This is a genomic window from Micromonospora sp. NPDC023814 (genome assembly GCF_040639595.1).
Lineage (GTDB): Bacteria > Actinomycetota > Actinomycetes > Mycobacteriales > Micromonosporaceae > Micromonospora.
Genome location: NZ_JBFAAF010000017.1, coordinates 88,841 through 112,890, shown reverse-complemented (window position 1 = coordinate 112,890; position 24,050 = coordinate 88,841). Strand labels below are relative to the sequence as shown.

Genomic DNA, 24,050 nt, shown 5'->3' with positions numbered 1-24,050 from the left:
CGGCGGGCGAACCGGGGGCGTCGCCCGGCCGGGTGGAGCGGGCCGGGCGAATCCGCGGCTGACCGGGCGCTCAGCACCCCGGCCGGGCGGCGATGATCCCGGCCAGGCTGCGGACTGTGCGGCGGCCGATAGACTCTTCCGTCATGAGTGTTGAAGAGGGCACGGTTCACCACGCCGGGCTGCTGGCCACCGTCCGGGGTCCGCAGGACGTCAAGCGGATGTCCGCCGAGGAACTGGACATCCTCGCCGCCGAGATCCGTGACTTCCTGATCGCCAAGGTCTCCCGCACCGGCGGGCACGTCGGCCCCAACCTGGGCGTGGTCGAGCTGACGCTGGCCATGCACCGCGTCTTCGACTCGCCGCGCGACCGGCTCCTGTTCGACACCGGCCACCAGGCGTACGTGCACAAGATCCTCACCGGGCGGCAGGTCGGCTTCGACAAGCTGCGCCAGCGCGGCGGCCTCTCCGGCTACCCGAGCCAGGCCGAGAGCGAGCACGACCTGGTCGAGAACTCGCACGCCTCCACCGCCCTGTCCTACGCCGACGGGCTGGCCAAGGCGTACGCCCTGCGGGGCGAGCAGCGCAGCGTCGTCGCGGTGGTCGGCGACGGCGCGCTCACCGGCGGCATGTGCTGGGAGGCGCTGAACAACATCGCGACCGCCGGCAACCCGCTCGTCATCGTGGTCAACGACAACGGTCGGTCGTACGCGCCGACCATCGGCGGGCTCGCCGACCACCTCTCCTCGCTGCGGCTCAACCCCGGCTACGAGAAGGTCCTCGACACCGTCAAGGACGCGCTCGGCTCGACGCCGCTGGTCGGCAGGCCGATGTACGAGGTGCTGCACGCGGTCAAGAAGGGCATCAAGGACGCGGTCGCCCCGCAGGCGATGTTCGAGGACCTCGGCATCAAGTACGTCGGCCCGGTCGACGGGCACGACGTGACCGCGGTCGAGTCGGCGCTGCGCGCGGCGAAGCACTTCGGCGGCCCGGTGATCGTGCACGCCGTCACCCGCAAGGGCTACGGCTACCGCCCGGCCGAGGAGGACGAGGCGGACTGCCTGCACGGCCCGGGTGCTTTCGACGCCGAGACCGGCAAGTCGCTCGCCGGGCCCTCGGTGAAGTGGACCCACGTCTTCGCCGACGAGCTGGTCGCGATCGCCGACGAGCGGCCCGACGTGGTGGGCATCACGGCGGCGATGGCCGAGCCGACCGGCATCGCCAAGCTGGCCCGCAAGCACCCGAACCGGGTGTACGACGTGGGCATCGCCGAGCAGCACGCGGCCACCTCGGCCGCCGGCCTGGCGCTCGGCGGGCTGCACCCGGTGGTGGCGGTCTACGCGACCTTCCTCAACCGCGCCTTCGACCAGGTGCTGCTGGACGTGGCGATGCACAAGCTGCCGGTGACCTTCGTGCTGGACCGGGCCGGGATCACCGGCCCCGACGGGCCGAGCCACTACGGCATGTGGGACATGTCCGTCTTCGGGGTCGTGCCGGGCCTGCGGATCGCCGCGCCGCGCGACGCCGCCACCCTGCGCGAGGAACTGCGCGAGGCGGTGGCCGTCGACGACGGCCCGACCATCGTCCGGTTCCCGACCGGCACCGTCGCCGCCGACCTGCCGGCCGTGCGCCGGGTCGGCACCGTCGACGTGCTGGCCGAGTCGGCGCGTACGGACGTGCTGCTGGTCGCGGTCGGCTCCTTCGGGCACCTCGGCATGGAGGTGGCCGCCCGCGTCGCCGAGCAGGGCTACGGCGTCACCGTGGTCGACCCGCGCTGGGTCCGGCCGGTCCCGGCCGAACTGGTCGAGCTGGCCGCCGGGCACCGCCTCGTGGTCACCGTCGAGGACGGCGTGCGGGTCGGCGGCGTCGGCGACGCCCTCGCCCAGGCGATGCGGGACGCCGACGTCCGGGTGCCGCTGCGCGACCTCGGCGTGCCGGCGGACTGGCACCCGCACGGCACCCGCGCGCAGATCCTCGCCGACCTCGGCCTGACCGCCCAGGACGTGGCCCGCGACGTCACCGGCTGGATCTCCCGGCTGGACGTCGAGCCGGTCGAGCCGGTCATCACCACCGACGGCGCGACCGCGCAGAACTGACGCACCGAACGCAGGCGGCGGGCGGCCCTCCCGGGCCACCCGCCGCCGTCGGTCGTCACCCCCCGCGCCAGCAGGGCAGGGGCAGGGTGGGTCAGCGCCCGCCGAGGGAGCGGTAGTGGGTCTTCTCGGTGGCGGCCAGGCTGAACGTCTCCGAGCGGGCCGGCATCGGCACGACGACCAGGCCGGGCCGGTCCACCAGGCGCGGGGTCTCCGGCGGCGTCGACAGGGAGCTGTCCCGGGTGGCCCGCCAGCTCAGCACCGCCAGCGGCTGCCCCGGCACCGGCAGCACGTACGCCTGCAGCGGGCTGGACCGGTCGGCGGGGGAGACCACCGGCGGGCCCCCGTCGGACGGGCGGTAGACCACGGCGGTCATCGTCCCGTCCGCGGTCTCCCAGCTGAGCTGCTCCAGCTCCGCCGGCTCGCCGCCGCCGAGGGCGACCTCGCCCAGGGTACGGACCGCCAGCTTGGACATCGGCCAGGACGACGGCGTGGAGCGCGGCGCGTCCCGGTCGCCGATGCGGCGGGGGACGCTGCCGAACGGGCCCTCCTCGCCGGCGAGCACGCAGGTGTCGAGGCCCTTGAGGGCCCGCTTGCCGGAGCCGCTCTCGTCCCGCACGAGCGGATAGCGCGGGTCGGTGGTGCCGGTGCCCAGGTCGAGCATCCGGTCGGCGGACCGGCCCCGGGGCAGCGACTCGGTCGCCTTCAGCGTGGCGGTCACCCCGACGGCCCGGCAGGCCGGCACGTCCACCGGCTCGGTGAGCCCGTCGACGTTGCGCAGCGCGCGGCCGTCCGGCCCGAGCAGCCGTTCGACCCGGCTCGACATCAGGTAGCGCCGGCCGGCGACGGTGTGCACGGGAAGCACGTCGGAGTAGACGAGGTAGCCGGGGTCGGTGTACTCGGCGGCGCGGGTGACCGCGTACCGGCCACCGTCGGCGGTGACCTGGAGCAGCCAGGACGCGCTCTCGCCGGGCACGTCGGCGGCCACCAGCACCAGCGGCGCGCCGTCCACCTCGCCGGACCAGAGGATCCCGGACGTGGGCAGGTGCACCCGGTCCTCGGCCGGCGACCGCCAGTCGCGGACCGCCCCGGTCACCGCCGCGGTCACGGTGGCGTCGCCCGCGAGCGCCCCGCGTGGCGGCCACACCGCCAGGTCGCCGTCGCGGCTGTCGTACCCGACCCGCAGGTCGCCCGGCTGCCGGTCGGCGACCGGACCGCAGGCTGTCGCGGTGAGCAGCAGGGTCAGCAGTGCGGTGGCCGTGATGCCGCGCCGGCGGACTGGAGCCACCTGTACGCCCCCTCGATCGCCTCAGCCGTGGTCTACGGAAAGCGCCATAGTACGAGATGTCCGATCACCCGGACGCGGCACCTCGTCCGCCGACCGGCCGCAGATCACGCGCAGGTCAGACAGCCGGCCGACACGCGCCACAGAGGACGCTGACGTGGTTTCAGGGCGAATGTCCCGCTCGGGTAGACTCCGCCGACTGTGACGCCTGCCGAGACCCGCGCCGAATCCTCGCCGGAATCCGACGCCGCCGCGGCCTCCGCGTCCGACCCCGCCGCCCGGCCCGACGGCGGCGACGCCGGTGACCGTACGTCGAACGGCGGCGCACCCGTCCCCGCCACCCGGGCCCCGGCCGAGGCCACCGGGCCGTCGGGCGCCGCTGCCGAGGTCGGCGCCGCCGCCGGAACGCCGTCGAAGCCCGTCGCCCGCACCTCGCCGGCGGCGGACGGCGGGGCCGGGGCGCCGGCGGCGGACGGCGGGGCGGCCCCCGCCCGGCCGCGGCGCTGGGCCCGACGCCGGCAGGACCTCGTGGTCTTCGGCCTGTTCCTGCTCGCCGCGGTCTGGGTGACCAGTCAGATCTGGGTGGACCCGGCCGGCCGGGTGGCGTCGCTCTACAGCAGCGACCCGGCCCAGGTGCAGTTCTTCCTCGCCCACTCGGTACGCGTGGTGCTGCACGGCGAGTTCCCGTTCTTCACCGAGCAGTTCAACTATCCCGACGGGGTCAACCTGATGGCCAACACGGCCATCCTCGCGCTGGGCATCCCGATGGTGCCGGTGACCCTGCTCTTCGGCCCGGCCGTGACGTTCGTGGTGCTGGTCACCCTCGCCCTCGCCGGCACCGCCTCGGCCTGGTACTTCGTGCTCTCCCGGCACGTCGTGCGCAGCCCGCTGGCGGCAGCGGTCGGCGGCTGGTTCTGCGGGTTCTCGCCGGCGATGCTGTCGCACGCCAACTGGCACCCCAACATCATCTCCCAGTTCCTGCTGCCGTTCATCGTCTGGCGGGTGCTGGTCATCACCCGGTCCCGGCGGCCGTGGCGCGACGGTCTGCTGCTCGCCCTGCTGGTCACCGTCCAGGCGTTCATCAACGAGGAGATCCTGCTCTTCACGGCGATGGCCTGCGGCGTGTTCCTGCTCGCCGTGCTCGCCCAGCGTCCGGCGCTCTGGTCGGCGGCGTGGCGGCCCCTGGCGAAGGCCCTGGCGACCTGCACCGTCGTCGCCGGGGCGCTGCTGGCGTACCCGCTCTACGTCCAGTTCGCGGGGCCGATGGCGTACCACGGGCTGAGTGACGCGGTCCGCGACTACGGCAACGACATCGCCGCCTTCTTCGCCCCCGGCTCGCCGACGCTCGGCGGCAACGAGCGCGCGAACATCAACCTCGCCCCGAACTACTCGGAGGAGAACGCCTTCTTCGGCTGGAGCCTCTCCCTGATCGCCGTCGGCATCGTGGCCTGGCTGCGGCGGGAGCTGCTGGTCCGGGCGCTCGCCGTGACCGGGGTCTTCTTCGCCGTGCTCTCCCTCGGCGAGCGGGTGTCCTGGTGGGACCGCGAGCTGGTCACCGGGCCGTGGGAGTGGCTGGTCCGGCTGCCGCTGCTCGACGCGGTGGTGCCGACCCGGTTCGGCCTCATCACCGGCGTGGTGATCGGCATCCTGCTGGCGCTGGCCGTCGAGCGCTCCCGGACGCTGCCGGTCGAGCCGCGGACGCTGCGTACGCTCACGGTCGCCGGGCTCGTCCTCGCGCTGCTGCCGATCGCGCCGATGCCGCTGAAGGTCAGCTCGCGCCCGCCCGTGCCGGACTTCATCACCGCCGACCGGTGGCGCGGCTACGTCGGGCCGGACCAGACCCTGGTGCCGATCCCGGTGCCGAACATGGGCCACACCCACGGGATGCGCTGGGCCGCGTCCACCAACCTCGATTTCAAGATCCCCGGCGGCTACTTCCTGGCCCCGCGCAACGGCAACACCGGCGACCCCGGCCGCTTCGGTGGCCGGCCCAGCGGCGTGGGGCAGTTGCTGGAGGAGGTCGCGTCGACCGGCCGTACGCCCGAACTGGACGACCGGCAGCGCCGCCGGTCGCTCGACGAGCTGCGGCACTGGCGGGCGGCCATCCTGGTGCTCCCGGTCGACCAGCACCACGCCGAGCCGCTGCGGCGCACCGTCGAGCAGCTGGTCGGCCCCGGCCGCCGGGAGCTGGACGTCTGGGTGTGGGACGTCCGGGCGCTGACCGACCAGCCGGCCTGATGGCCGTCCCGACGGCGACCGGCACCGTCGACGCGGCACCAGCCCGGCGCCCGCGCCGGCTGCCGGCCCGCGCCGCCGACGCGCTGGTCGTCGCCGGCTACCTCGCCCTGGCGGTGCTGCTGACCGTCGGCCAGTGGGGGCGGCCGGGGCGGCTGTTCCACCAGGCGGGGGACCAGATCCTCTTCGAGTGGATGCTGGCCCGCGCGGCCCGGGCCGTGACGGGCCTGGAGAACCCGCTGTACAGCTCGGCGCTGAACGCGCCGGACGGCGTGAACCTGATGGCCAACACCTCGGTGCTCGGCCTGGGCGTGCCGCTGACCCCGGTCACCCTGCTGTTCGGCACGCAGGCGGCGTTCCTGGTGGCGGTGGTCGGCTGCCTCGCCGGCACCGCGACCGCCTGGTACGTGCTGCTGCGCCGCCGGCTGGTCGACTCCCGGGTGGCCGCGGCCGTCGGCGGCCTGTTCTGCGGCTTCGCCCCGGGCATGGTCGCGCAGGCCGGGGCGCACCTGCACATGGCCGCGCAGTTCCTGGTGCCGGCGATCCTGGCGCTGGTGTTCCACCCCGACCCGCGCCGGGCGGTGCGGCACGGGGCGCTGCTGGGGCTGCTGGTGGCGTACCAGGTCTTCCTCGGCGAGGAGGTGCTGGTCTTCCTGGTGCTGGCGGCCGGGACGTTCGCGCTCGCGTACGCGGCGGCCGACCGGTCGGCCGCCCGCCGGCAGGCGCCCGCGCTGCTCGTGCGGCTGGGGATCGGCGTGGCGGTCTCGCTGCCGCTGCTGGCGTACCCGCTGTGGTTCCAGTTCTTCGGCCCGGGCCACTACCGGGGGATGCCCTTCCACGCGTACGGCTACCAGCTCGACGCCGCGTCGTTCACCGCCTCCGCCCGGCAGACCGTGTTCGGCGACGACCACCTGCCGGGCCTGCTCGCGCCGAACCCGACCGAGGAGAACTCCTTCTTCGGGCCGGGGCTGCTGGTGCTCGCCGTGGTGATCGTGATCTGGCTGTGGCGCCGGCCGTCGGTCCGCGCGCTGGCCGTCTGCGGGATGCTGTTCGCGCTGCTCTCCCTCGGCGCGCAGGTGCGCCTGGACGGCACGGCCACCGGCATCCCCGGCCCGTACCGGCTGGTCGCGGAGCTGCCGCTGCTCGACCTCGCGGTGCCGGCGCGCTTCCCGCTGGTCTGCATCCCGGTGCTGGGCATCCTGCTCGCCCTCTCCCTGGACCGCCTCCGCGCCGCCGCAGGGACCGAACCACGGGCGGGCGGGGTGCCGGTGCGGCTGCTCTGGGGCGGGGCGGTGGCCGCCGCGCTGCTGCCGCTGTTCCCCACCCCGATCCGGACCGTGCCGGCCTGGCCGGTGCCGGCCTTCGTGGCCGAGGGCGGCTGGCGCGCGTACGTCCCGCCGGGTCGGACCGTGGTGCCGGTGCCGCCGGTGACCGGCGCCGGGGTCAGCCCGGCGATGCTCTGGTCGGCCCGCACCGGGCTGGCCTTCCCGTCGCCGGGCGGCTACTTCATCGGCCCCCGGGCCGCCGACGACCCGGCCGCCCGCTGGGGCGCGCCGGATCGTCCCACGGCCGTGCTGCTGCGCCGGGCGGCGGAGACCGGCGAGGTGCCGGCGGTCACCGACGCCGACCGCCGGCGCGCGGTGGAGGACCTGCGCCACTGGCGCGCCGCCGTGGTGGTCCAGGGTGGACTGCGCCACGGCGACCCGGTCCGGCGTACGGTCGAGGCGCTGCTCGGCCCCGGCCGCGAGGTCGCGGGCGCCTACGTCTGGGACGTGCGCCCGCTGGTGGGGTGACGGGTCAGCCGACCAGGGGACGGACGTCCCAGAGCCAGACGTCGTCGACGCGCTGCGGCGGGCCGATCAGCGCGGTCATCAGCTCCCGGAGGACCGCCTCGCGCGGGTGCGCGCCGAGGACGACCACGGACGCCTTCCAGAAGCGCAGGTCCTCGACCGCCTGGCGCCGGTTCTCGTCGGTGAGCGGGGGCACCTCGCCGGAGTCCATCGTGGTGTAGACCAGGGTGCTGGTCGGCCGGTTCGGCGCGCCGAAGACGCCCTCGCCCAGCTCGTTCGGCCCGATGAAGTAGCCGCCGGGGATGGGGAACGCGTGCTGCGTCAGGGCGCTCCAGCGCAGCGTGGGCAGGCCGTGCACGTTGCTCGGGATCGGCACGGGCACCAGGGTCCGGCCCGCCGGCACGTACGGGCGCCAGCCGCCGGCGGTGATGAAGTGCGGCGGGGGCTCGACGGGCTGCGCCGGCAGCGGGCGGGGGACGAGCGGCAGGACGGCGAGCGCGACGGCCGCGTACCCGACCGGCCGGAGCCAACGGCGGCGCGGCCCGGAGGCACCGGCGGTGTCGTCGCCGGAGCGCGGGGCCGGGACCGGCGAACGGCCGGCGCCGGCCACCGCGTCCCAGGCCAGGGCGAGCAGCACGCCGACGGCCGCCCCCACCACCAGGGCCAGCCGGGTCGGCATCATCATCTCGACCAGCGGCAGGTCGTCGGGAATGTAGGACCACGGGCCGTCCGTCTCGGTCTCCACCCCGTTCAGGCGCACCTTCGGGCCGATCGAGGCCACGGTGAAGACCACCACCAGCACCGCCACGATCCGGGCCGCGAGCGAGCGGCGGACCAGCAGCACCAGCGCCACCAGCGACAGCAGCACCAGCGGCCAGCCGAACCAGGTGTTCTGCTCGGTCAGCCCGATGGTCTGCTCCACCGCCTCGTCCCCGGCGACGGTGTCCCGGGCGAAGGTGACGAAGGCCGCCAGGTCCTCGCCCCAGTTGTGGAACACCCCGCCCTGCAGGCCCCGGTAGGACTGCGGGCCGTTGAACTGGAACCAGATCGGGTAGGCGGTCAGCAGCAGGGCCAACCCGCCGCCCACGCCGAGCGCGGCGGCGAAGGTGCCGGCCACCGCCCGCGTCCGCGCCGGCCGCATGACCGCGTACGCGACCACGGCGACCAGGCAGGCCAGCGCGGTCAGCAGCAGCATCTCCTCGTTGATGAAGATCTGGTACGCCACCAGCAGGCCGAGCACGACACCGTTGCGCCGCCACCGGCCGCGCTCGCCCAGTCGGAACACCCGCAGCACGATCAGCGGCAGCAGGAAGTTCGAGACGAAGTTGGGCTGACCGTTGGCGTGGTGCACGATGCCGGGCGCGAAGCCGAGGAACGCGCCGCCGACGAAGGCCGCCGCCCGGGAGCGCACCAGGTGCCGCGACAGCACCCAGTACGACGTGCCGGCCGTCGCGGCCAGCGCGGCGCCCAGGTAGAGCGCGTACATGACCTGTGGGCCGAGGAGCATGGTCAGCGGCGCCAGCGGCAGCGTCACCCCGAGCAGCGAGGTGTTCGCCATCATGTTCACCCCGTCCGGGGCGTTCTGGCGGGCGGTGAACAGCGGGTTCTCCAGGTGCCGCATCGAGTACGCGCCGTGCGAGAAGAGCCACTCGAACCAACTGTGGTCGGTGGGCAGGTGCGACGACACCCGGTTCTGCACGTCCACCCAGTAGTTCAGGCACACGAGAACGCCGAGCAGGACATAGGCTCCGATGGCCAGTACGTCGGCGCGGGCCGGCCGCCGTCGGGGCCGCCGCGACGGCTCGGCCGCGACGGGCGCGGAGACGGAGTTCAGCGAGGGGTCTACCACCGGCACAGCCACGACGCGCCATCGTACAGGCGCGGATGCGTCGCTTTTGCCGGGCCGGTGCCTCCCCGGCCGGTTTGCCGGTCCGTGGCGGGGGTGTGACGGGGAGGACAGCGCGTGACGGTCATCGACCTCGGCGAGCGGCGGGACGTCCCGCCGCCGGTCGACCCCGGGCCGGGTCGCACCGTCCGCCGCTGGGTGCCCGCCCTCGTCGCCCTGCTCTGCCTGGCCGTGCTGACCGCCGCCGCGCCACGGCCCGCGCCGCCGCCCGGCGCCGTCATCCCGGCCCGTCCGGACGCCGACGTCGCCGTCGCGGGCGACCTGCTGCTGGTGGTCGACCGGACCGGGCCCGACGCGGCGAGCGGCCCGGGCCCGGCGCCCCGGGTGGCCGCTTACCAACTGCCCTCGGGCCGTCCACTGTGGCAGCTGCCGCTGACCGGGCCGGTGAGCCCCGTCCCCGTCGTGCGCGTCGGCGACGTGGTGGTGCTCGTCATGCCCGAGGAGCCGGCGGGGCCGCAGGTCGTCGGGCTCGCCGCCGCCGACGGCGCGGTGCGCTGGCGCGTCGACGGGCAGCTGTACGGCGCCACGCCGGCCGGAAACCTGCTCGTGTGGGGGGTCGCCGGCGCCGGGCCGGGCACGCCCGCGCTGCGGTCGGTCGAGGCCGCCACCGGTACGGTCCGCTGGGCGCTGCGGCTGTCCCCGGAGGCCCTGCACTGGTCGGCCCGGGACGGCCGGGTGACGCTGCTGACGGTGCTCGACGGCAGGCGGCTGGAGCTGCGCGACCCGGACTCGGGCGCCCTCCGGCACGCGGCGGCCCTGCCCGCCACGGCCGAGCCGCCCGAGGTGCTCGGGGTCACCGACGACCTGGTCCTGGTGTCCGAGGGGCCCGGTGTGCTCTCCGCCTACGACACCGCCGCCCTGCGCCGGCGGTGGAGCGTGCCGCGCGGCCCGTCCGCCCGGGCGTACGCCTTCGGGTGCGGCGTGGTGATCTGTGTCGAGGACGGCGGGCGCGGCATGCGGCTGCTCGACCCCGCCACCGGCAGCGCCCGCTGGCGCGCCGACGACTGGCCGCTGCTGACTCCCCTGGGTGATCGGCTGCTGGCTGCTGGCTATCCGCGCGGCGGTGTGGCGGAACACGTGCTGCTCGACGCGGCGACCGGTCGCCCGGTGCGGGAGCTGGGCCGCTGGCAGTTGGGTGACCTGGCGCCCTGGAAGGACCGCGCGATCCTGCACCGCCGGCAGCGGGACGGGCGCGTCCTGATCGCCCGGCTCGACGGGCGGGGGGACGGCGTCCGGGTGCTGGCGGCCCTGCACGGCGTGGTCGGGGCGTGCGGCGCGTACGGGTCGTTCGTCCTCTGCCGCCGGGAGGGCGGCGCGTACGGGGTCTGGGAGCTGCCCGGATGACCGGCGGGAAGGGGCGGGCATGACGCTGATCGACCTCGGCGAGCTGCGCGACGAGCCGGACGGCGAGACCCGGCTGCCCCGCCCGCCCCTGGCCGTCGGCCGGCCGCTGCGGATCACGCTGGTGCTCGCGCTGCTCGTGGCCACCCTGGCGGGCGCCGCGCCGGCACCGGAGCGGTTCTCGTTCGTCGTGCCGGCCCGCCTCGGGTCCGAGGCGTTCCTCGACGGCGGCTGGCTCTACGTGGTCGAGCGGGCCGAGGACGAGCCCGGGGGGACCGTCGACGTGCGCGCCTACGCCCTGCCCGCGCGGACCCCCGCCGACGGCCGGGCGCCGGCTCCCCTGTGGCGCGCCCGCGTCCCGGCAGCGGGGCGGTTCTGGCAGGTGCAGTCCGTGCCCGGGGTGGTGCTCTTCTCGGTCACCAGGGAGCAGACCCTCGGCGAGACGGTCGCCCTGGATCCCGCCACCGGCCGGGAACGCTGGCGGCAACCCGGCCACCCCTGGCCGGACCTGGCCGGAACGCTGCTGGTGCAGACCGCCGACTCCGTCCGGTCGGTGGACCCGGTCTCCGGACGGGCGCTCTGGTCGGTGCGGACGCCGCCGGAGGGGGCGCACTTCGGCGTCCGCGACGGGCTGATCGCGCGGATCGTGCTACTCATGGCCGACGGGAGGGCGGAGGTGCGCGACCCCCGCTCGGGCGACCTGCTGCACGCGGCGGACCTGCGCCCCGACCGGCAGCCCGCGTTCGGTCAGACGGTCGTCACCGACGACCTGTTGCTGGTCGTCCAGCCGCAGGCCGGCGTGGTGACCGCGTACGGGCTGGACGGGCTGCGGCCGCGGTGGGAGACGCGCGTGCCGCTGGTCGAGCACGTCATCGACTGCGGCGAGCTGCTCTGCGCCGCCGGGCAGACCGGGGAGCTCCGCGCGCTCGACCCGGCCACCGGCGCGGTCCGCTGGACCGCCGAGGGGCGGATGGGGGTGCTGTCCGGGCGCGAGGGGCGGCTCCTGGCACTCGCGCCGGGGTCGACCGGGGAGCGGTTCAGCGTGCTCGACGCGGCGACCGGTCGGCAGGTCGCCGACCTGGGCACGTGGCAGCTGATGCCGTGGCAGGACGCCGACCGGCTCCTCGCCGTGCGGCCGGCCGCATTCGGCGGCGGACTGGTGGTCGGCGAGCTGGACGTCGTGGCCGGCCGGTCCCGGGTGGTCGACGTGCTCAGGGACGCCTCCGGGGACTGCCGGGGCGGCACGGGCACGGTGCTGTGCCGGCTGCGCACCGGCGAGTACGGCGTCTGGCGGTTCCGCGGCTGAGCCTCGGCGCGCCGCGTGGCCGTCCGGCCCGCGTCGCCGGGTCACCCGTCGGGCTGGCCCGGGTGCCGGGTCACCAGTTGGGCTGGACAGGTGCCGGGGGCAGCGGCACGCCGGGCGGCCGGAGCACGTACGCCACCCCGCCGCTGCCGGCCTGCCAGGCGGCCTCGAACCGGTCCCGGTCGACGGTCCGGCGCACCCCGTCGTCGTCCGGGGCGTACGGGTCGTTGAGCACGGGCGCGCCGGTGTCGGTGAAGCCCACCAGCACCAACAGGTGCCCGGCGGTGTCGTAGTCCAGACCCGGCACCTGGCCGGCGGTGAACGCGGCAGAGACGATCAGCGGGATGCCGGCCGCCACGAACGCCTCCGCCTCGGCCAGCGAGCGCAGCCGGGTGACGAACGCGTCCACCCCGTGCAGCCCGGCGTACGCGGTGTTGAACGGCCAGTTGCCGGCCCCGGCGTAGGCGTGGTCGTAGCAGTGCCGGGCGGCGTGCACCACCACCGGGCGGGGGCCGGCCGGGGTCACCCAGGCGTACCGGTCCGGGGCGGGGGCGGCGTCCCAGAAGGCGAGCACCATCGACGTGCAGGTGGGGCTGCACCAGGAGTCCCCGCCGCCGCCCCACTGCGGGTGCGCGCCGGCGTGCAGCCGCTGCGAGTATCGCGGCACGTCCAGCACGCTGCCCCAGGCGGCCGGCGTTCGTGCGGCGACCTCGGCCGGGGCGGCCGGGGCGACTCCGGCGGGCCGGGCGTCCGCGTCGGGCGGGGCCGCCACGGACGGTGGACCCTCGGCCGCCGGCCGGGTCGGCGCGGCTGCGGCGCGCGGTGCGGGGGTGACCGCCCCGACCGCGGCTTCGGCGCGCGGTGCGGAGGCGACGGCCCCGACCGTGCGCAGCACCGGCATGCCGCCGGCGTCGGCGTCCGCCGGCCGGAGCAGGGTCACCCGGGCCTGCCAGCCGGTGACCGTCGCGCCCGTGACCAGCAGGGTGTCCGTGTCCACCCGGGCGTCGGCGTCGCGCTGGCCGGGCACGGAGGTGCGGCGGAACGCCTCGTCGTCGGCGGCCCAGTCGGCGAGGACGTACCAGCCGGTGGCCGGGGCGTCGTCGTGCCAGCCGCGCAGCTCCACCCGCAGCCAGCAGCCGCCCGGGGTCTGCCCGGTCCACGAGGGCACCACGTCGCGGACGGCGAAGCCGGCCGGCACGGGCGGCGAGGTCCAGCTGCCCGCGGCGTACCGGCGGGTGCGGCCGTCGGCGTCGGTGTGGCCGAGCCGGTCGACCGGGTCGGCCAGTTCGAGCCCCCAGGGGACGGCGCGCAGCCCGGCCAGGACGCCCCGGTCCGCGTCGTCCGGCAGACGGAAGCCCCGGTAAACGACGTCCCGCCCGGCCGCCGGCGCCGCGTCGGTCATGCGTCTCCCCGTCCGTCGCGAAGGTTGATGCCGAAAGCATCGCGTACGACGAAGGTTTTCTGCAACGGTGGCCGGCCCGGACGGCGGGTGCGGCCCGGGTTGGCGGCCCGCACTAGGTTGTCGGGTGGTCAGGGCGCGAGGAGGCCGGGATGCGGGTACTGGTGGTCGAGGACGAGCGCAACCTCGCCGACGCGATCGTGCGGGGGCTGCGTAAGCGGGGCATGGCGGTGGACGTCGCCTACGACGGTGACAGCGGCCACGAGATGGCGTTCGTCACCCGTTACGACGTGGTGGTGCTGGACCGGGACCTGCCCGGCGTGCACGGCGACCAGATCTGCGCGGACCTGGCGGCCTCCGGCGCGCTCACCCGCGTGTTGATGCTGACCGCCAGCGGCACCGTCGCCGACCGCGTCGAGGGGTTGCAGCTCGGCGCCGACGACTACCTGCCCAAGCCGTTCGCCTTCGACGAGTTGGTCGCCCGGGTGCAGGCGCTCGGCCGGCGGGCCACCCCGGCCGCGCCGCCGGTGCTGGAACTCGCCGATCTGGTGCTCGACCCGGCCCGCCGGGTCGCGACCCGGGGCGGGCAGCCGGTCGACCTGACCAACAAGGAGTTCGGCGTGCTCTGCGAGCTGCTCAAGGCGCGCGGCGCGGTGGTCTCCAGCGAGGAGCTGCTGGAGCGGGTCTGGGACGCCAACACCGACCCGTTCACCACCATCGTCCGGGTCACCGTGATGACGCTGCGCAAGAAGCTGGGCGACCCCCCGCTGATCGAGACGGTGGTCGGCGCCGGCTACCGCACGGCGGAGGGGGCCCGGTGAGCGCGAGGAGTGAGCCGGTTCTGCGAGCCCCGCAGTCGCGAACGGAGGTGGCCCGGTGAGCGCGAGGAGTGAGCCGGTTCTGCGAGCCCCGCAGTCGCGAACGAAGGTGGCACGGTGAGCGCGAGGAGTGAGCCGGGTTTGCGAGCCCCGCAGTCGCGATCGGAGGTGGCCCGGTGAGCGCGAGGAGTGAGCCGGTTCTGCGGGCCCCGCAGTCCAAACCGAAGGACCCGGCCGTGCGGAGGCGTCTGCGGCCCACCCTGCGGCTGCGGCTGACCCTGCTCAACGGCGTGCTGCTGGTCGGCGCCGGGGCGATCCTGGTGCTGCTGGCCTGGCTGCTGGTCCGCGACGCGCTGCGCCCGACCGACGAGTTGCTCCCCGGCACGACCGTGGTGCTGGCCGACGGGCAGTCGCTGGACGCCGCGCAGTGGCAGCGGCAACTGGTCGACGCCGCCAGCACGGAGCTGCTGGTCAAGGGCCTGGTGGCGCTGCTGGCGATCAGCGTCGTCGGGGTGGCCGGGGCGTACGCGGTGGCCGGGCGGGCGCTGCGCCCGCTGCACCAGGTCACCGCCACCGCCCGGCGGCTCGGCGAGACCACCCTGGACCAGCGGATCGGCTACTCCGGCGCCGACGACGAGGTGGCCGAGCTGGCGAAGACGTTCGACGCGATGCTGGACCGGATCGCCGCCGCGTTCGAGGCGCAGAAGCGCTTCGTCGCCAACGCCTCGCACGAGCTGCGCACCCCCCTCGCCGTGATGCGTACCGAGATCGACGTGACGCTCAGCGACGACGAGGCGGACACCGCCGAGTACCGCCGGATGGCCACCGTCGTGCGGGACGCCTCCGAGCGGGCCAACAGTCTGGTCGACGCCCTGCTGGTGCTGGCCCGCAGCGAGGCCCAGGCGGGCCGCCGGCTCGGCCGCCGCACCGAGAGCGACCTCGCCGCCGGCACCGCCAACGCCCTGTCGGCCGTACGACGGGAGGTGGAGCGGATCGGGTTGCGGGTGCAGACGTCGCTGGAGTCCGCGCCGGTGGTCGGCGATCCCGGGCTGCTGGACCGGTTGGCCGGCAACCTGATCGAGAACGCGGTGCGGTACAACCACCTGCACGGCCGGCTCTGGGTGCGTACGGGCTCGGACGGGTGCCGGTCCTGGCTGGTGGTGGGCAACACCGGCTTCGAGGTGGACCAGGCCGACGTGCCGGGCCTGTTCGAGCCGTTCCGGCGCGGCGGCCGGGAGCGCACCGGCGCGCGCGGCTCGGGCCTCGGGCTCTCCATCGTCCGGGCGGTCTGCGACGCGCACGGCGGCACGGTCAGGGTGATCGCCCAGCCCGGCGGCGGGCTGGAGGTCACGGTGACCCTGCCGGCGGCGGAGGCCGCCCCGGCGGTGACCGCCGAGGAACCGGCCGCCGGGCGGTGACGCGGCACCGGGGGTTGCGAGGCGGGCCGGCCCGATGAAAGGATCATGGTGTCAGCCCGACATCCGGAGGGGGGTGCGTCGAATGTTCACCGTCATGATCTCCGCGCCCCGTCTCGCCGGCTGACCCTCACGCACGCGGGGCGCCTCCATCCGTAGCGGAGGAACCCGTGTATCCACGGATCCACAACGTCAGTTTCGATTGTCACGACACCTACGCCCTGTCCGGCTTCTGGTCGGCGGTGCTCGGCTACGCCCGGCACGCCGACGACGCACCGGGCGACCCGGAGGCGGTCCTGCTGCCGCCGGGCGGTGACACCACCCCGAGCGTGTTCTTCCAGCAGGTGCCCGAGGCCAAGACGGTCAAGAACCGGGTGCACGTCTGCCTGCAACCGGCCGGTCGGACCCGCGACCAGGAGGTCGAGCGGGTGCTCGGGCTCGGCGCGGTCCTGGTGGACGACCAGCGGCGCGCCGACGGTACGGGCTGGGTGGTGCTCGCCGACCCGGAGGGCAACGAGTTCTGCGTCCTGCGCGGCGCGGCGGAGCGGGCGGGTGCGTCGACAGAGGAGGAACACCAGTGAGCGCGACCATCCACAACATCGGCATCGACTGCCGCGACACGTACGCCCTGGCCGGCTTCTGGGCGCAGGTCTTCGACTGCCCCAGGCAGCCGGACGACTTCCCCGGCGACCCGGAGGCCATGCTGCTGCCCCCGGGGGGCCCGGAGGTGCTCTTCCTGGCCGTGCCCGAGGGCAAGACGGTGAAGAACCGCCTGCACCTCGACCTGGAACCCGCCGACCGGACCCGGGACGAGGAGGTGGCTCGGCTGCTGGGCATCGGCGCCACCCACGTCTCCGACAACATCCGCCCGGACGGTTCGGGCTGGGTGGTGCTCGCCGACCCGGAGGGCAACGAGTTCTGCGTGCTGCGCAGCGCCGCCGAGCGGGCGGCCGCGGCGGGCTGACGCGGCAAGCTGACGCGACAGGGGCCCGTCACCGGTGGTGACGGGCCCCTGGCTGCCAGACGGTCAGTACTTCTGCTCGATCTGGCCGCGGATGGCGACGAACTCCGCCGCCGCGGCGGCCGAGGACGAGAAGAACATCACGATGATCCCGACGCTGCCGTGGTCGGCCCACGCGCAGACGCCCAGCGGCACGTCGGCGGACTCGCCGTCGCCGCACCTGGCCTCGCCGCCGTTCGGGCCCGGGGCGATGTTCGTCAGCCTCTTGACCTTCAGCTCGCTGGAGATTCCCTTGACCGCGTCGTCGAGCTCACGCTCGGGGTTGAGCACGAAGGTGGAGGCCGCGACCACCATGACCATGTCGCGCTCGTCGGCGCTGCCGTAGAAGGCGCCGGCCACGCCCGTCGCCTGGGGCACCGAGGTCTTCAGTTCCCGCACCATGTCGTCGGCCAGCTTCTTCAGCGTCGGCTCGGTGCTCTGCGGGCGGCCCGCGAGGGTCTCCGGCGTGACGACCCGGATCCGGGGGGTGGAACTGGTCTCCGGGGACGGGGCGGCCTCCGACGACGGCGCGGCGCTCGGCGTGGCGCTCGACGCCGGGGTCGCCGTCGGCGTCGGGTTCACGACCGGGGTGTCGTTGTCGGAGAGGGCGACGTAGCCCACGGCGCCCCCGCCGAGGCAGAGCACCAGCAGCCCGACGATGCCCAGGGTCAGGACCAGGTTGAGGTGCGACCGCGCGGGCCCGCCACCCGGCTGGGGCGCGCCGGCGTACTGCGGCGGGTAGCCGGCGTACGGGGCGGGTGGGAAGCCCTCCTGCGGCGTGACGGGATATCCGCCGTACGGCTGGGTGGGGTACGGGGCCGCGGGGGAGCCGGAGGCCGGCGCGGCGGACCAGCCGCCGTGGTGCGGCGGCTGCCCGCCCGCCGGCGGCCAGCCCTCCGCCGGCGGCACGGGGTAGCTGTCCGGCTGCGGCGGGTGGAAGTAGTGGGTGTCGTGCTCATGCTGCCCGGACCAGGGATCGACCGGCGGTGAGGACATGGATCAGCTCCAGGCGACGTTGCGAACGCGTGATCGTAGCCAGCCACCGCTGCGTCCCGCTATCCCCTTCCCGACCAGGCGGGCCGCGACGACGGTCGCGGTGGCCGCCACCATCCAAGCTGGACGGGGCGACCACCGCGAACGCGGGGGAGCGGGGTGGACTCAGGCGGGCAGGCTGGCGACCCCGCGCGGCAGGAACCGCTGGCCGGTGACCCGCTCCGAGGTGCCGGTCCGGTCCAGGTACGGCGTGACGCCGCCCAGGTGGAACGGCCAGCCGGCGCCGAGGATCATGCACAGGTCGATGTCCTGCGCCTCGGCGACGACGCCCTCGTCGAGCATGAGCCGGATCTCCTGGGCCAGCGCGTCGAGCGCGTTCTGGCGCACCTGCTCGGCGGTGAGCGGCTGGTCGCCGACCACCAGCAGCTTCGCCACCTCGTCGTTGACTTGGTCGTCGACGACGATCGGCTGACCGGAGTCGGCGATCCGCTTGAGGTTCTCGCTGACCCCGAACCGGTCCGGGAATGCGGCGTGCAGGGTGCCGCCCACGTGGTACGCGACGGCCGGCCCGACGAGCTGGAGCAGGGCGAGCGGGCGCATCGGCAGGCCCAGCGGGTCCAGCGCGCTGTTCGCCACGTCCAGCGGGGTGCCGGCGTCGACGGCCGCGAAGACGGTGCCCAGGAAGCGGGTGAGCAGCCGGTTGACCACGAACGCCGGCGCGTCCTTCACCAGCACCGAGGACTTCTTGAGCTGCTTGCCGACCGCGAAGGCGGTGGCGAGGGTGGCGTCGTCCGTCCGCTCGCCCCGGACGATCTCCAGCAGCGGCATCATGGCGACCGGGTTGAAGAAGTGGAAGCCGACCACCCGCTCCGGGTGCTCCAGCTCGGCCGCCATCGCGGTGACCGACAGCGACGAGGTGTTCGTCGCCAGTACGGCCTCCGGCTTGACGATCTTCTCCAGCTCGGCCCAGACCTGCTTCTTGACGTTCAGGTCCTCGAAGACCGCCTCGATGACGAAGTCGGCGTCCGCGAAGACGCCCTTGTCGACCGAGCCGCTGACCAGGCCGTACAGCTTGGCGGCGGTGCCCTTGTCCATCCGGCCCTTGCTGACGGCCTTCTCGATCTGGGTGTGCACGTAGCCGACGCCCTTGTCCACCCGGGCCTGGTCCAGGTCGGTCAGCACCACCGGCACCTGGAGGCGGCGGGCGAAGAGCAGGGCGAGCTGGCTGGCCATCAGGCCGGCGCCGACGATGCCGACCTTGGTGACCGGGCGGGCCAGGCCCTTGTCCGGCGCGCCGGCCGGCCGCTTGGCCCGCCGCTGCACCAGGTCGAAGGCGTACAGGCCGCTGCGCAGCTCCTCGGAGAAGACCAGGTCCGCCAGGGCCTCGTCCTCGGCGGCGGTGCCGGTCGCGAAGTCGGCGTCCTTCGCCGTCTCCAGCAGGTCCAGCGCCTTGTACGCGGCCGGCACCGCGCCGTGCAGCCGCTGGTCCAGGGTCGACCGGGCGAAGTAGAGCACGCCCGCCCACATGTCCTTGTCGATCTCGGGGCGGGTCACGGTGACCTCGCCGCGGACCACGCCGGCGGCCCACTCCAGGGACCGCTCCAGGAAGTCCGCCGGCTCCAGCAGCACGTCCGCGATGCCCATCTCGGCGGCCTGCTTCGGCTTGAGCATCTTGTTCTGCATCAGCGGGTTCTGGATGACCACCTGGGTCGCCGCCGGGATGCCGATCAGGTTCGGCAGCAGCTGGGTGCCGCCCCAGCCGGGGACCAGGCCGAGGGAGACCTCGGGCAGGGCCAGCGCCGCGGCGCCGCCGGAGAGCGTCCGGTAGTGGCAGTGCAGGGCCAGCTCCAGGCCGCCGCCCATCGCCGCGCCGTTGACGAAGGCGAAGGTCGGGATCTCGCTGTCCCGGAGCCGGGCGAAGACCCGGTGGCCGAGCCGGCCGATCTCCAGGGCCTGCTCGCGGTCGGCGAGCTGCGGGAGGCTGGTGAGGTCCGCGCCCACGCAGAAGACGTACGGCTTGCCGGTGACCGCGATGAACGCCGGGTTCGCCGCCACGGCGGCGGTGATCGCCTCGTCCAGGCTGGTCAGGCCGCCCGGGCCGAAGCTGTTCGGCTTGGTGTGGTCGAAGCCGTTGTCCAGGGTGATCAGGGCGGCCGGCCGGTCCAGCCCCGGTACGTTCACCGAGCGCAGCAGCGCCTTGGTGACAACCTCGTTCGGTGCGGCGAGGCTCACTTGTCTCCACCCTCCCAGTGCGGGTTCTCCCAGATCACGGTGCCGCCCATGCCGATGCCGATGCACATGGCGGTGAGGCCGTAGCGGACCTCCGGGTGCTCGGCGAACTGCCGGGCGAGCTGCGTCATCAGCCGCACGCCCGAGGAGGCGAGCGGGTGACCGATGGCGATCGCGCCGCCCCACGGGTTGACCCGGGGGTCGTCGTCGGCGATGCCGAAGTGGTCGAGGAAGGCGAGCACCTGCACGGCGAACGCCTCGTTCAGCTCGAACAGGCCGATGTCGTCGATGGTCAGACCGGCGAGGCGCAGCGCCTTCTCGGTCGACGGGATCGGGCCGACGCCCATCACCTCGGGCTCGACGCCGACGAAGCCGAACGAGACCAGCCGCATGGCGACCGGCAGGCCCAGCTCGCGGGCGACGTCCTCGGAGGCGAGCAGGCTGGCGGTGGCGCCGTCGTTCAGGCCGGCCGCGTTGCCCGCGGTGACCTTGCCGTGCGGGCGGAACGGGGTCTTCAGGGTGGCGAGCTTCTCCAGCGAGGTGTCCCGGGGCGCCTCGTCCACCGTGGCCAGGCCCCAGCCGCCGTCGGCGTCGCGGATCGCCATCGGCACCAGGTCGTCCTGGAGCTTGCCGTTGGCGTACGCCTTGGCGGTCTTCTGCTGCGAGGCGAGCGCGAAGGCGTCGGTGCGCTCCTTGGTGATGTGCGGGACGCGGTCGTGCAGGTTCTCCGCGGTCGCGCCCATGACCAGCGCGGACGGGTCGACCAGCTTCTCGGCGACGATCCGCGGGTTGGGGTCGACGCCCTCGCCCATCGGGTGGCGGCCCATGTGCTCGACGCCCCCGGCGATGGCGACGTCGTACGCGCCCATGGCGATGCCGCTGGCGACGGTGGTCACCGCGGTCATCGCGCCGGCACACATCCGGTCGATCGCGAAACCGGGGACGGTCTTGGGCAGGCCGGCCAGCAGGGCGGCCGTCCGACCGATGGTCAAGCCCTGGTCGCCGATCTGGGTGGTGGCGGCGATGGCGACCTCCTCGACCCGCTCCGGCGGCAGCTGCGGGTTGCGGCGCAGCAGTTCGCGGATGCAGCGGATCACCAGGTCGTCGGCGCGGGTGTTGGCGTACATGCCACCCGCCTTGCCGAAGGGGGTGCGGACGCCGTCGACGAAGACGACATCCCGGACTTCACGGGGCACTGGAGCCTCCTTTTCGACCATGATTCGGCCTCCGCGCCGCCAGGCGGCACGACGGACCGAACGAAGGTCGCCGGCACGGGCGTGTTCCTCCGGATGCTACTCGTCAGTAACCACCGCCGGCACCCACCCCCATGTGGCCAACCCCACACCCACCCCACCCCACCCCACCCGGTGCCCGGTGCGCGCGTTGATCATGAGGTTGTTGTCTCGACACGCCGGGGGGCGGCGATAACAACTTCATGATCAACGGTGCGGGGGCGGGGTGGTTAGGGGGACGGGGGTGGGTCGGTGAGGGCCTCGGTGAGGTCGGGGAGGAGGAGGTTGATCTGCCACTCGCGGGCGTTGAAGCCGCGCAGCGTCTCCGCCACGGTCTCCTCGGTGACCTCCTCCGGAGGGACCCAGGCCAGGCGGCGGATCGAGTCGGGGGTGATCAGGTTCTCCGGGGGCAGGCGGTGCGCCCCGGCGATCCGGACCACCACCTCCCGGCACCGGGCCAGCCGGGCCGCCGCCACCGGGTCCCGCTCGGCCCAGCGGTGCGGCGGCGGGGGACCCTCGACCGTCGGGGCGACCGGCAGCGCGTCCTCCGGCAGTTGCCGGGCGTCGTCCAGCGCCGCCAGCCAGGTGCGGGCCAGCCGCCGCACCGAGCGGCCGCCGAATCCGGGCAGGGTGAGCAGGGTCTTCTCGTCCTTCGGGTCCAGCTCGGCCGCCGCGACGATGGCCGAGTCCGGCAGCACCCGCCCCGGGGCGGCGTCCCGTCGGGCCGCGATCTGGTCCCGGGCGTACCAGAGGGAGCGCACGCGCGCCTGCGCGCGCGCCCCGCGCACCCGGTGGATGCCGGAGGTGCGGCGCCACGGCTCGGCGCGGACCCGGGGCGGCCGGGCGCCGGTGCGCACCAGCGCGGCGAACTCCTCCGCCGCCCAGGCGGACTTGCCCTGCCGGGTCAGCTCCTCGTCGAGCGCGTCGCGCAGGTCGACCAGCATCTCCACGTCCAGCGCCGCGTAGGTGAGCCAGGACTCCGGGAGTGGGCGGCTCGACCAGTCGGCTGCCGAATGGTGCTTCTCCAGGCTGTAGCCGAGTAGCTGCTCGGTCAGCGCGGCCAGGCCGACCCGCTCGAACCCGGCCAGCCGGGCGGCCAGTTCGGTGTCGAAGAGCCGGCGCGGGCGCAGCCCCACCTCGTCCAGGCAGGGCAGGTCCTGGCTGGCCGCGTGGAGCACCCACTCGGCCTCGCCGATCACCTCGTCGAGGGCGCTCAGGTCGGGCAGCGGCAGCGGGTCGATCAACGCCGTGCCGGAGCCGGCCCGGCGCAGCTGCACGAGGTATGCCCGCTGGCTGTAGCGGTAGCCCGAGGCCCGCTCGGCGTCCAGGGCGACCGGGCCGGTGCCGGCGGCGAAGCGGGCCACGACCTCGGCGAGCTCGGCCGGCGTGGCCGCCGGCTGGGGTGTGCCCTCGCGCGGGGCGGTCAGCGGAACGGGCCCGTCGGCGTTCGGTTCGGTTCCCGCGTCCTCCGGCTCCGGCCGGGCCGACGGCGGGTGGTGCGCTTCGTTTCCCGTACGGCTTTCGGCGGCCCGACGGCGCAGGGGTGGTTCGTCGGTCACCTGACAACCCTAGTGCGCGACGCGATCCGGCGGGTGCAGCCGGTCCGGTGCGTGTCGATCGGACGGTCGGCCGGGTCCTGCCCCAGCCGGACATCGGGGAAGACAAACCCCTTTCGCGCAGGTACGGTCCATCGAGCCGTTTGCGCCGGTACGGCATCATCAGGCCCCGGGACACCGCGGGGCGGCTACGGGGAGGGCAAGGCGATCATGACTGCTGGCTACGGGTCGGCGGACACGGGTCCGGCGGGGCCGGGCGACGGGAGCTACCGGCCGGGGCCGCTGCCGCCCCGGATCGAGCCGCCCGCGCCGGCGTACCCGCAGAACGTCCCGGGGCAGGCCCCCGCCGCGCCGCCGCGGACGACCTGGTCACCGCCGCAGCAACAGGGCCAGTGGGGTGCCGCCCCGGTCGCCCCCGCCGGCTGGGGGCAGGGTGGCGCGCCGTCCGCCGCCCCGACGGCCCCCGGCGGCCCGACGTCCGCCGGAGCCGCCCCGGGCGCCGGCTGGCCTCGCGCCGCCGGGCAGGCGTCCCCGGGCGCCCCCGGGCAGCCGCCGGCCGCCGGGCAGCCGCCCGTGCCCGGCCAACCGCCGGCCGCCGGGCCGGCCCAGCCGTACCCCGCCGGTCCCGTCCAGGCGGGCGTCGCGCCGGCCTCCCGGGGCCGCTGGCTGACCGTCACCGCGCTCGTGCTCGCCAGCCTGCTGGCCGTGGTGACGGGCGTGCAGGCGTACCAGATCCACCGACTCTCGGACCGGCTCGGCGACACCGACCGCCGGCTGGACGCGGCGCAGGCGGGCGACGGGACCCGGCTCGACGGGCTGGAGGGCCGGGCCGAGGCGCTGGAGAAGCAGGCGGGCGCCGCGTTCAACCCGGAGGCCGTCGCCAGCGCGGTGCTGCCCAGCGTGTTCCGGGTCCGGGCCGGCAACTCCACCGGCACGGCGTTCGCCATCGGCAAGCCGGCTGCCGGCGGGGGCACCAACCTGTTCACGAACTACCACGTGGTGGAGTCGGTCTGGGAGGCCGGCGAGCGGGAGGTCTTCCTGGAGCGCACCGACCAGCGCTTCCCGGCGACCATCGTCAGGGTCGACGAGGCGAACGACGTCGCCCACCTGCGGACCACCGGCAAGTTCACCGGCCTGGTCGCCGCGCCGGCCGCCGTGAAGTCCGGGCAGCAGATCGTCGTCGTCGGCGCGCCGCTCGGCCTGGAGGACAGCGTCACCACCGGCGTGGTGAGCGCCTTCCGCGAGGCGGGCGGCGGCCAGGGTCCCGTCATCCAGTTCGACGCCCCGATCAACCCCGGCAACTCCGGCGGCCCGGTGATCAACGGCAGCAAGCAGGTGGTCGGCATCGCCACCGCCAAGGCCCGCGACGCCGAGGGGATCGGCCTCGCCGTGCCGATCAAGGTCGCCTGCGACGGTTTCAAGATCTGCTGACCCGGTCAGCACCCGACCCGTACCCAC

At 75.0% G+C, this 24,050-nt stretch carries 17 protein-coding genes; 10 read left to right on the top strand and 7 right to left on the bottom strand.

The annotated features are described in order from the left end of the window. The first annotated feature begins 143 nt into the window (after nucleotides 1-143). A complete protein-coding gene (gene dxs, locus AB0G14_RS12465) occupies nucleotides 144-2,093 on the top strand; it encodes a 1-deoxy-D-xylulose-5-phosphate synthase (protein WP_357696560.1) in 1,950 nt (649 codons plus the stop codon). Between the two features lie 91 nt (nucleotides 2,094-2,184). On the opposite strand, the gene AB0G14_RS12460 is transcribed toward dxs, so the two are convergent. Continuing rightward, nucleotides 2,185-3,378, bottom strand: coding sequence for a hypothetical protein (locus AB0G14_RS12460; protein WP_357696558.1), 1,194 nt, complete (start codon nucleotides 3,376-3,378; stop codon nucleotides 2,185-2,187). Nucleotides 3,379-3,576: 198 nt separating this feature from the next. Between AB0G14_RS12460 and AB0G14_RS12455 the strand changes: the two genes are divergently transcribed. Together AB0G14_RS12455 and AB0G14_RS12450 are read left to right on the top strand one after the other, a co-directional pair. Next, nucleotides 3,577-5,613, top strand: a complete 2,037-nt coding sequence (locus tag AB0G14_RS12455) for a hypothetical protein (RefSeq protein ID WP_357696556.1) — start codon at nucleotides 3,577-3,579, stop codon at nucleotides 5,611-5,613. After that, nucleotides 5,613-7,403 (top strand): hypothetical protein, encoded by a 1,791-nt coding sequence (locus AB0G14_RS12450; protein ID WP_357696554.1) that lies wholly within the window; start codon nucleotides 5,613-5,615, stop codon nucleotides 7,401-7,403. The genes AB0G14_RS12455 and AB0G14_RS12450 overlap by 1 nt, the downstream gene beginning before the upstream one ends. Before the next feature lie 4 nt (nucleotides 7,404-7,407). Here the strand turns inward: AB0G14_RS12450 and AB0G14_RS12445 are convergent, their stop codons facing one another. Next, nucleotides 7,408-9,249, bottom strand: a complete 1,842-nt coding sequence (locus AB0G14_RS12445) for a hypothetical protein (protein WP_357696584.1) — start codon at nucleotides 9,247-9,249, stop codon at nucleotides 7,408-7,410. Between the two features lie 114 nt (nucleotides 9,250-9,363). Here AB0G14_RS12445 and AB0G14_RS12440 point away from each other — a divergent pair, with 114 nt between their 5' ends. Beyond that, complete coding sequence (locus AB0G14_RS12440) at nucleotides 9,364-10,650, top strand: PQQ-binding-like beta-propeller repeat protein (protein WP_357696552.1); 1,287 nt, start codon at nucleotides 9,364-9,366, stop codon at nucleotides 10,648-10,650. Nucleotides 10,651-10,669: 19 nt separating this feature from the next. Then, nucleotides 10,670-11,953: a PQQ-binding-like beta-propeller repeat protein gene (locus AB0G14_RS12435; protein ID WP_357696550.1), complete on the top strand. Its 1,284-nt coding sequence runs from the start codon at nucleotides 10,670-10,672 to the stop codon at nucleotides 11,951-11,953. Between the two features lie 70 nt (nucleotides 11,954-12,023). On the opposite strand, the gene AB0G14_RS12430 is transcribed toward AB0G14_RS12435, so the two are convergent. Further along, nucleotides 12,024-13,352, bottom strand: coding sequence for a peptidase C39 family protein (locus AB0G14_RS12430; RefSeq protein ID WP_357696548.1), 1,329 nt, complete (start codon nucleotides 13,350-13,352; stop codon nucleotides 12,024-12,026). A gap of 149 nt (nucleotides 13,353-13,501) precedes the next feature. Between AB0G14_RS12430 and AB0G14_RS12425 the strand changes: the two genes are divergently transcribed. The 4 genes from AB0G14_RS12425 to AB0G14_RS12410 all read left to right on the top strand — a co-directional run bounded on the left by AB0G14_RS12425 (nucleotide 13,502) and on the right by AB0G14_RS12410 (nucleotide 16,546). Beyond that, entirely contained in the window at nucleotides 13,502-14,170 is a 669-nt protein-coding gene (locus AB0G14_RS12425) for a response regulator transcription factor (RefSeq protein ID WP_357696546.1), read from the top strand. Between the two features lie 233 nt (nucleotides 14,171-14,403). Then, a complete protein-coding gene (locus AB0G14_RS12420; RefSeq protein WP_357696544.1) occupies nucleotides 14,404-15,585 on the top strand; it encodes a HAMP domain-containing sensor histidine kinase in 1,182 nt (393 codons plus the stop codon). 167 nt (nucleotides 15,586-15,752) lie between these two features. After that, complete coding sequence (locus AB0G14_RS12415) at nucleotides 15,753-16,163, top strand: VOC family protein (protein WP_357696542.1); 411 nt, start codon at nucleotides 15,753-15,755, stop codon at nucleotides 16,161-16,163. Then, nucleotides 16,160-16,546 carry a VOC family protein gene (locus tag AB0G14_RS12410; protein WP_357696540.1) on the top strand — a complete coding sequence of 129 codons (387 nt, stop codon included), beginning with the start codon at nucleotides 16,160-16,162 and terminating at the stop codon, nucleotides 16,544-16,546. The genes AB0G14_RS12415 and AB0G14_RS12410 overlap by 4 nt, the downstream gene beginning before the upstream one ends. A 63-nt stretch (nucleotides 16,547-16,609) precedes the next feature. On the opposite strand, the gene AB0G14_RS12405 is transcribed toward AB0G14_RS12410, so the two are convergent. The 4 genes from AB0G14_RS12405 to AB0G14_RS12390 all read right to left on the bottom strand — a co-directional run bounded on the left by AB0G14_RS12405 (nucleotide 16,610) and on the right by AB0G14_RS12390 (nucleotide 22,595). Next, nucleotides 16,610-17,578, bottom strand: coding sequence for a hypothetical protein (locus AB0G14_RS12405; protein ID WP_357696538.1), 969 nt, complete (start codon nucleotides 17,576-17,578; stop codon nucleotides 16,610-16,612). A 162-nt stretch (nucleotides 17,579-17,740) separates the two neighbouring features. Further along, on the bottom strand, nucleotides 17,741-19,807 hold the full coding sequence (locus tag AB0G14_RS12400; protein WP_357696536.1) for a 3-hydroxyacyl-CoA dehydrogenase NAD-binding domain-containing protein: 2,067 nt from the start codon (nucleotides 19,805-19,807) through the stop codon (nucleotides 17,741-17,743). Further along, the gene (locus AB0G14_RS12395; RefSeq protein ID WP_357696534.1) at nucleotides 19,804-21,000 is read right to left on the bottom strand and encodes a thiolase family protein; all 1,197 of its coding nucleotides are present in this window, start codon (nucleotides 20,998-21,000) and stop codon (nucleotides 19,804-19,806) included. The genes AB0G14_RS12400 and AB0G14_RS12395 overlap by 4 nt, the downstream gene beginning before the upstream one ends. A 266-nt stretch (nucleotides 21,001-21,266) precedes the next feature. Continuing rightward, complete coding sequence (locus AB0G14_RS12390) at nucleotides 21,267-22,595, bottom strand: HRDC domain-containing protein (protein WP_357696532.1); 1,329 nt, start codon at nucleotides 22,593-22,595, stop codon at nucleotides 21,267-21,269. A 207-nt stretch (nucleotides 22,596-22,802) separates the two neighbouring features. On the opposite strand from AB0G14_RS12390, the gene AB0G14_RS12385 reads away from it, so the two are divergent. Beyond that, a complete protein-coding gene (locus AB0G14_RS12385) occupies nucleotides 22,803-24,023 on the top strand; it encodes a trypsin-like peptidase domain-containing protein (protein WP_357696530.1) in 1,221 nt (406 codons plus the stop codon). Nucleotides 24,024-24,050 lie beyond the last annotated feature (27 nt).

What these genes read in the sequence shown, in the direction of transcription:
- AB0G14_RS12430 (WP_357696548.1), bottom strand. Translation starts at nt 13,352, where the DNA reads ATGACCGACGCGGCGCCGGCGGCCGGGCGGGACGTCGTTTACCGGGGC.
- AB0G14_RS12435 (WP_357696550.1), top strand. Translation starts at nt 10,670, where the DNA reads ATGACGCTGATCGACCTCGGCGAGCTGCGCGACGAGCCGGACGGCGAG.
- AB0G14_RS12385 (WP_357696530.1), top strand. Translation starts at nt 22,803, where the DNA reads ATGACTGCTGGCTACGGGTCGGCGGACACGGGTCCGGCGGGGCCGGGC.
- AB0G14_RS12450 (WP_357696554.1), top strand. Translation starts at nt 5,613, where the DNA reads ATGGCCGTCCCGACGGCGACCGGCACCGTCGACGCGGCACCAGCCCGG.
- AB0G14_RS12425 (WP_357696546.1), top strand. Translation starts at nt 13,502, where the DNA reads ATGCGGGTACTGGTGGTCGAGGACGAGCGCAACCTCGCCGACGCGATC.
- dxs (WP_357696560.1), top strand. Translation starts at nt 144, where the DNA reads ATGAGTGTTGAAGAGGGCACGGTTCACCACGCCGGGCTGCTGGCCACC.
- AB0G14_RS12405 (WP_357696538.1), bottom strand. Translation starts at nt 17,578, where the DNA reads ATGTCCTCACCGCCGGTCGATCCCTGGTCCGGGCAGCATGAGCACGAC.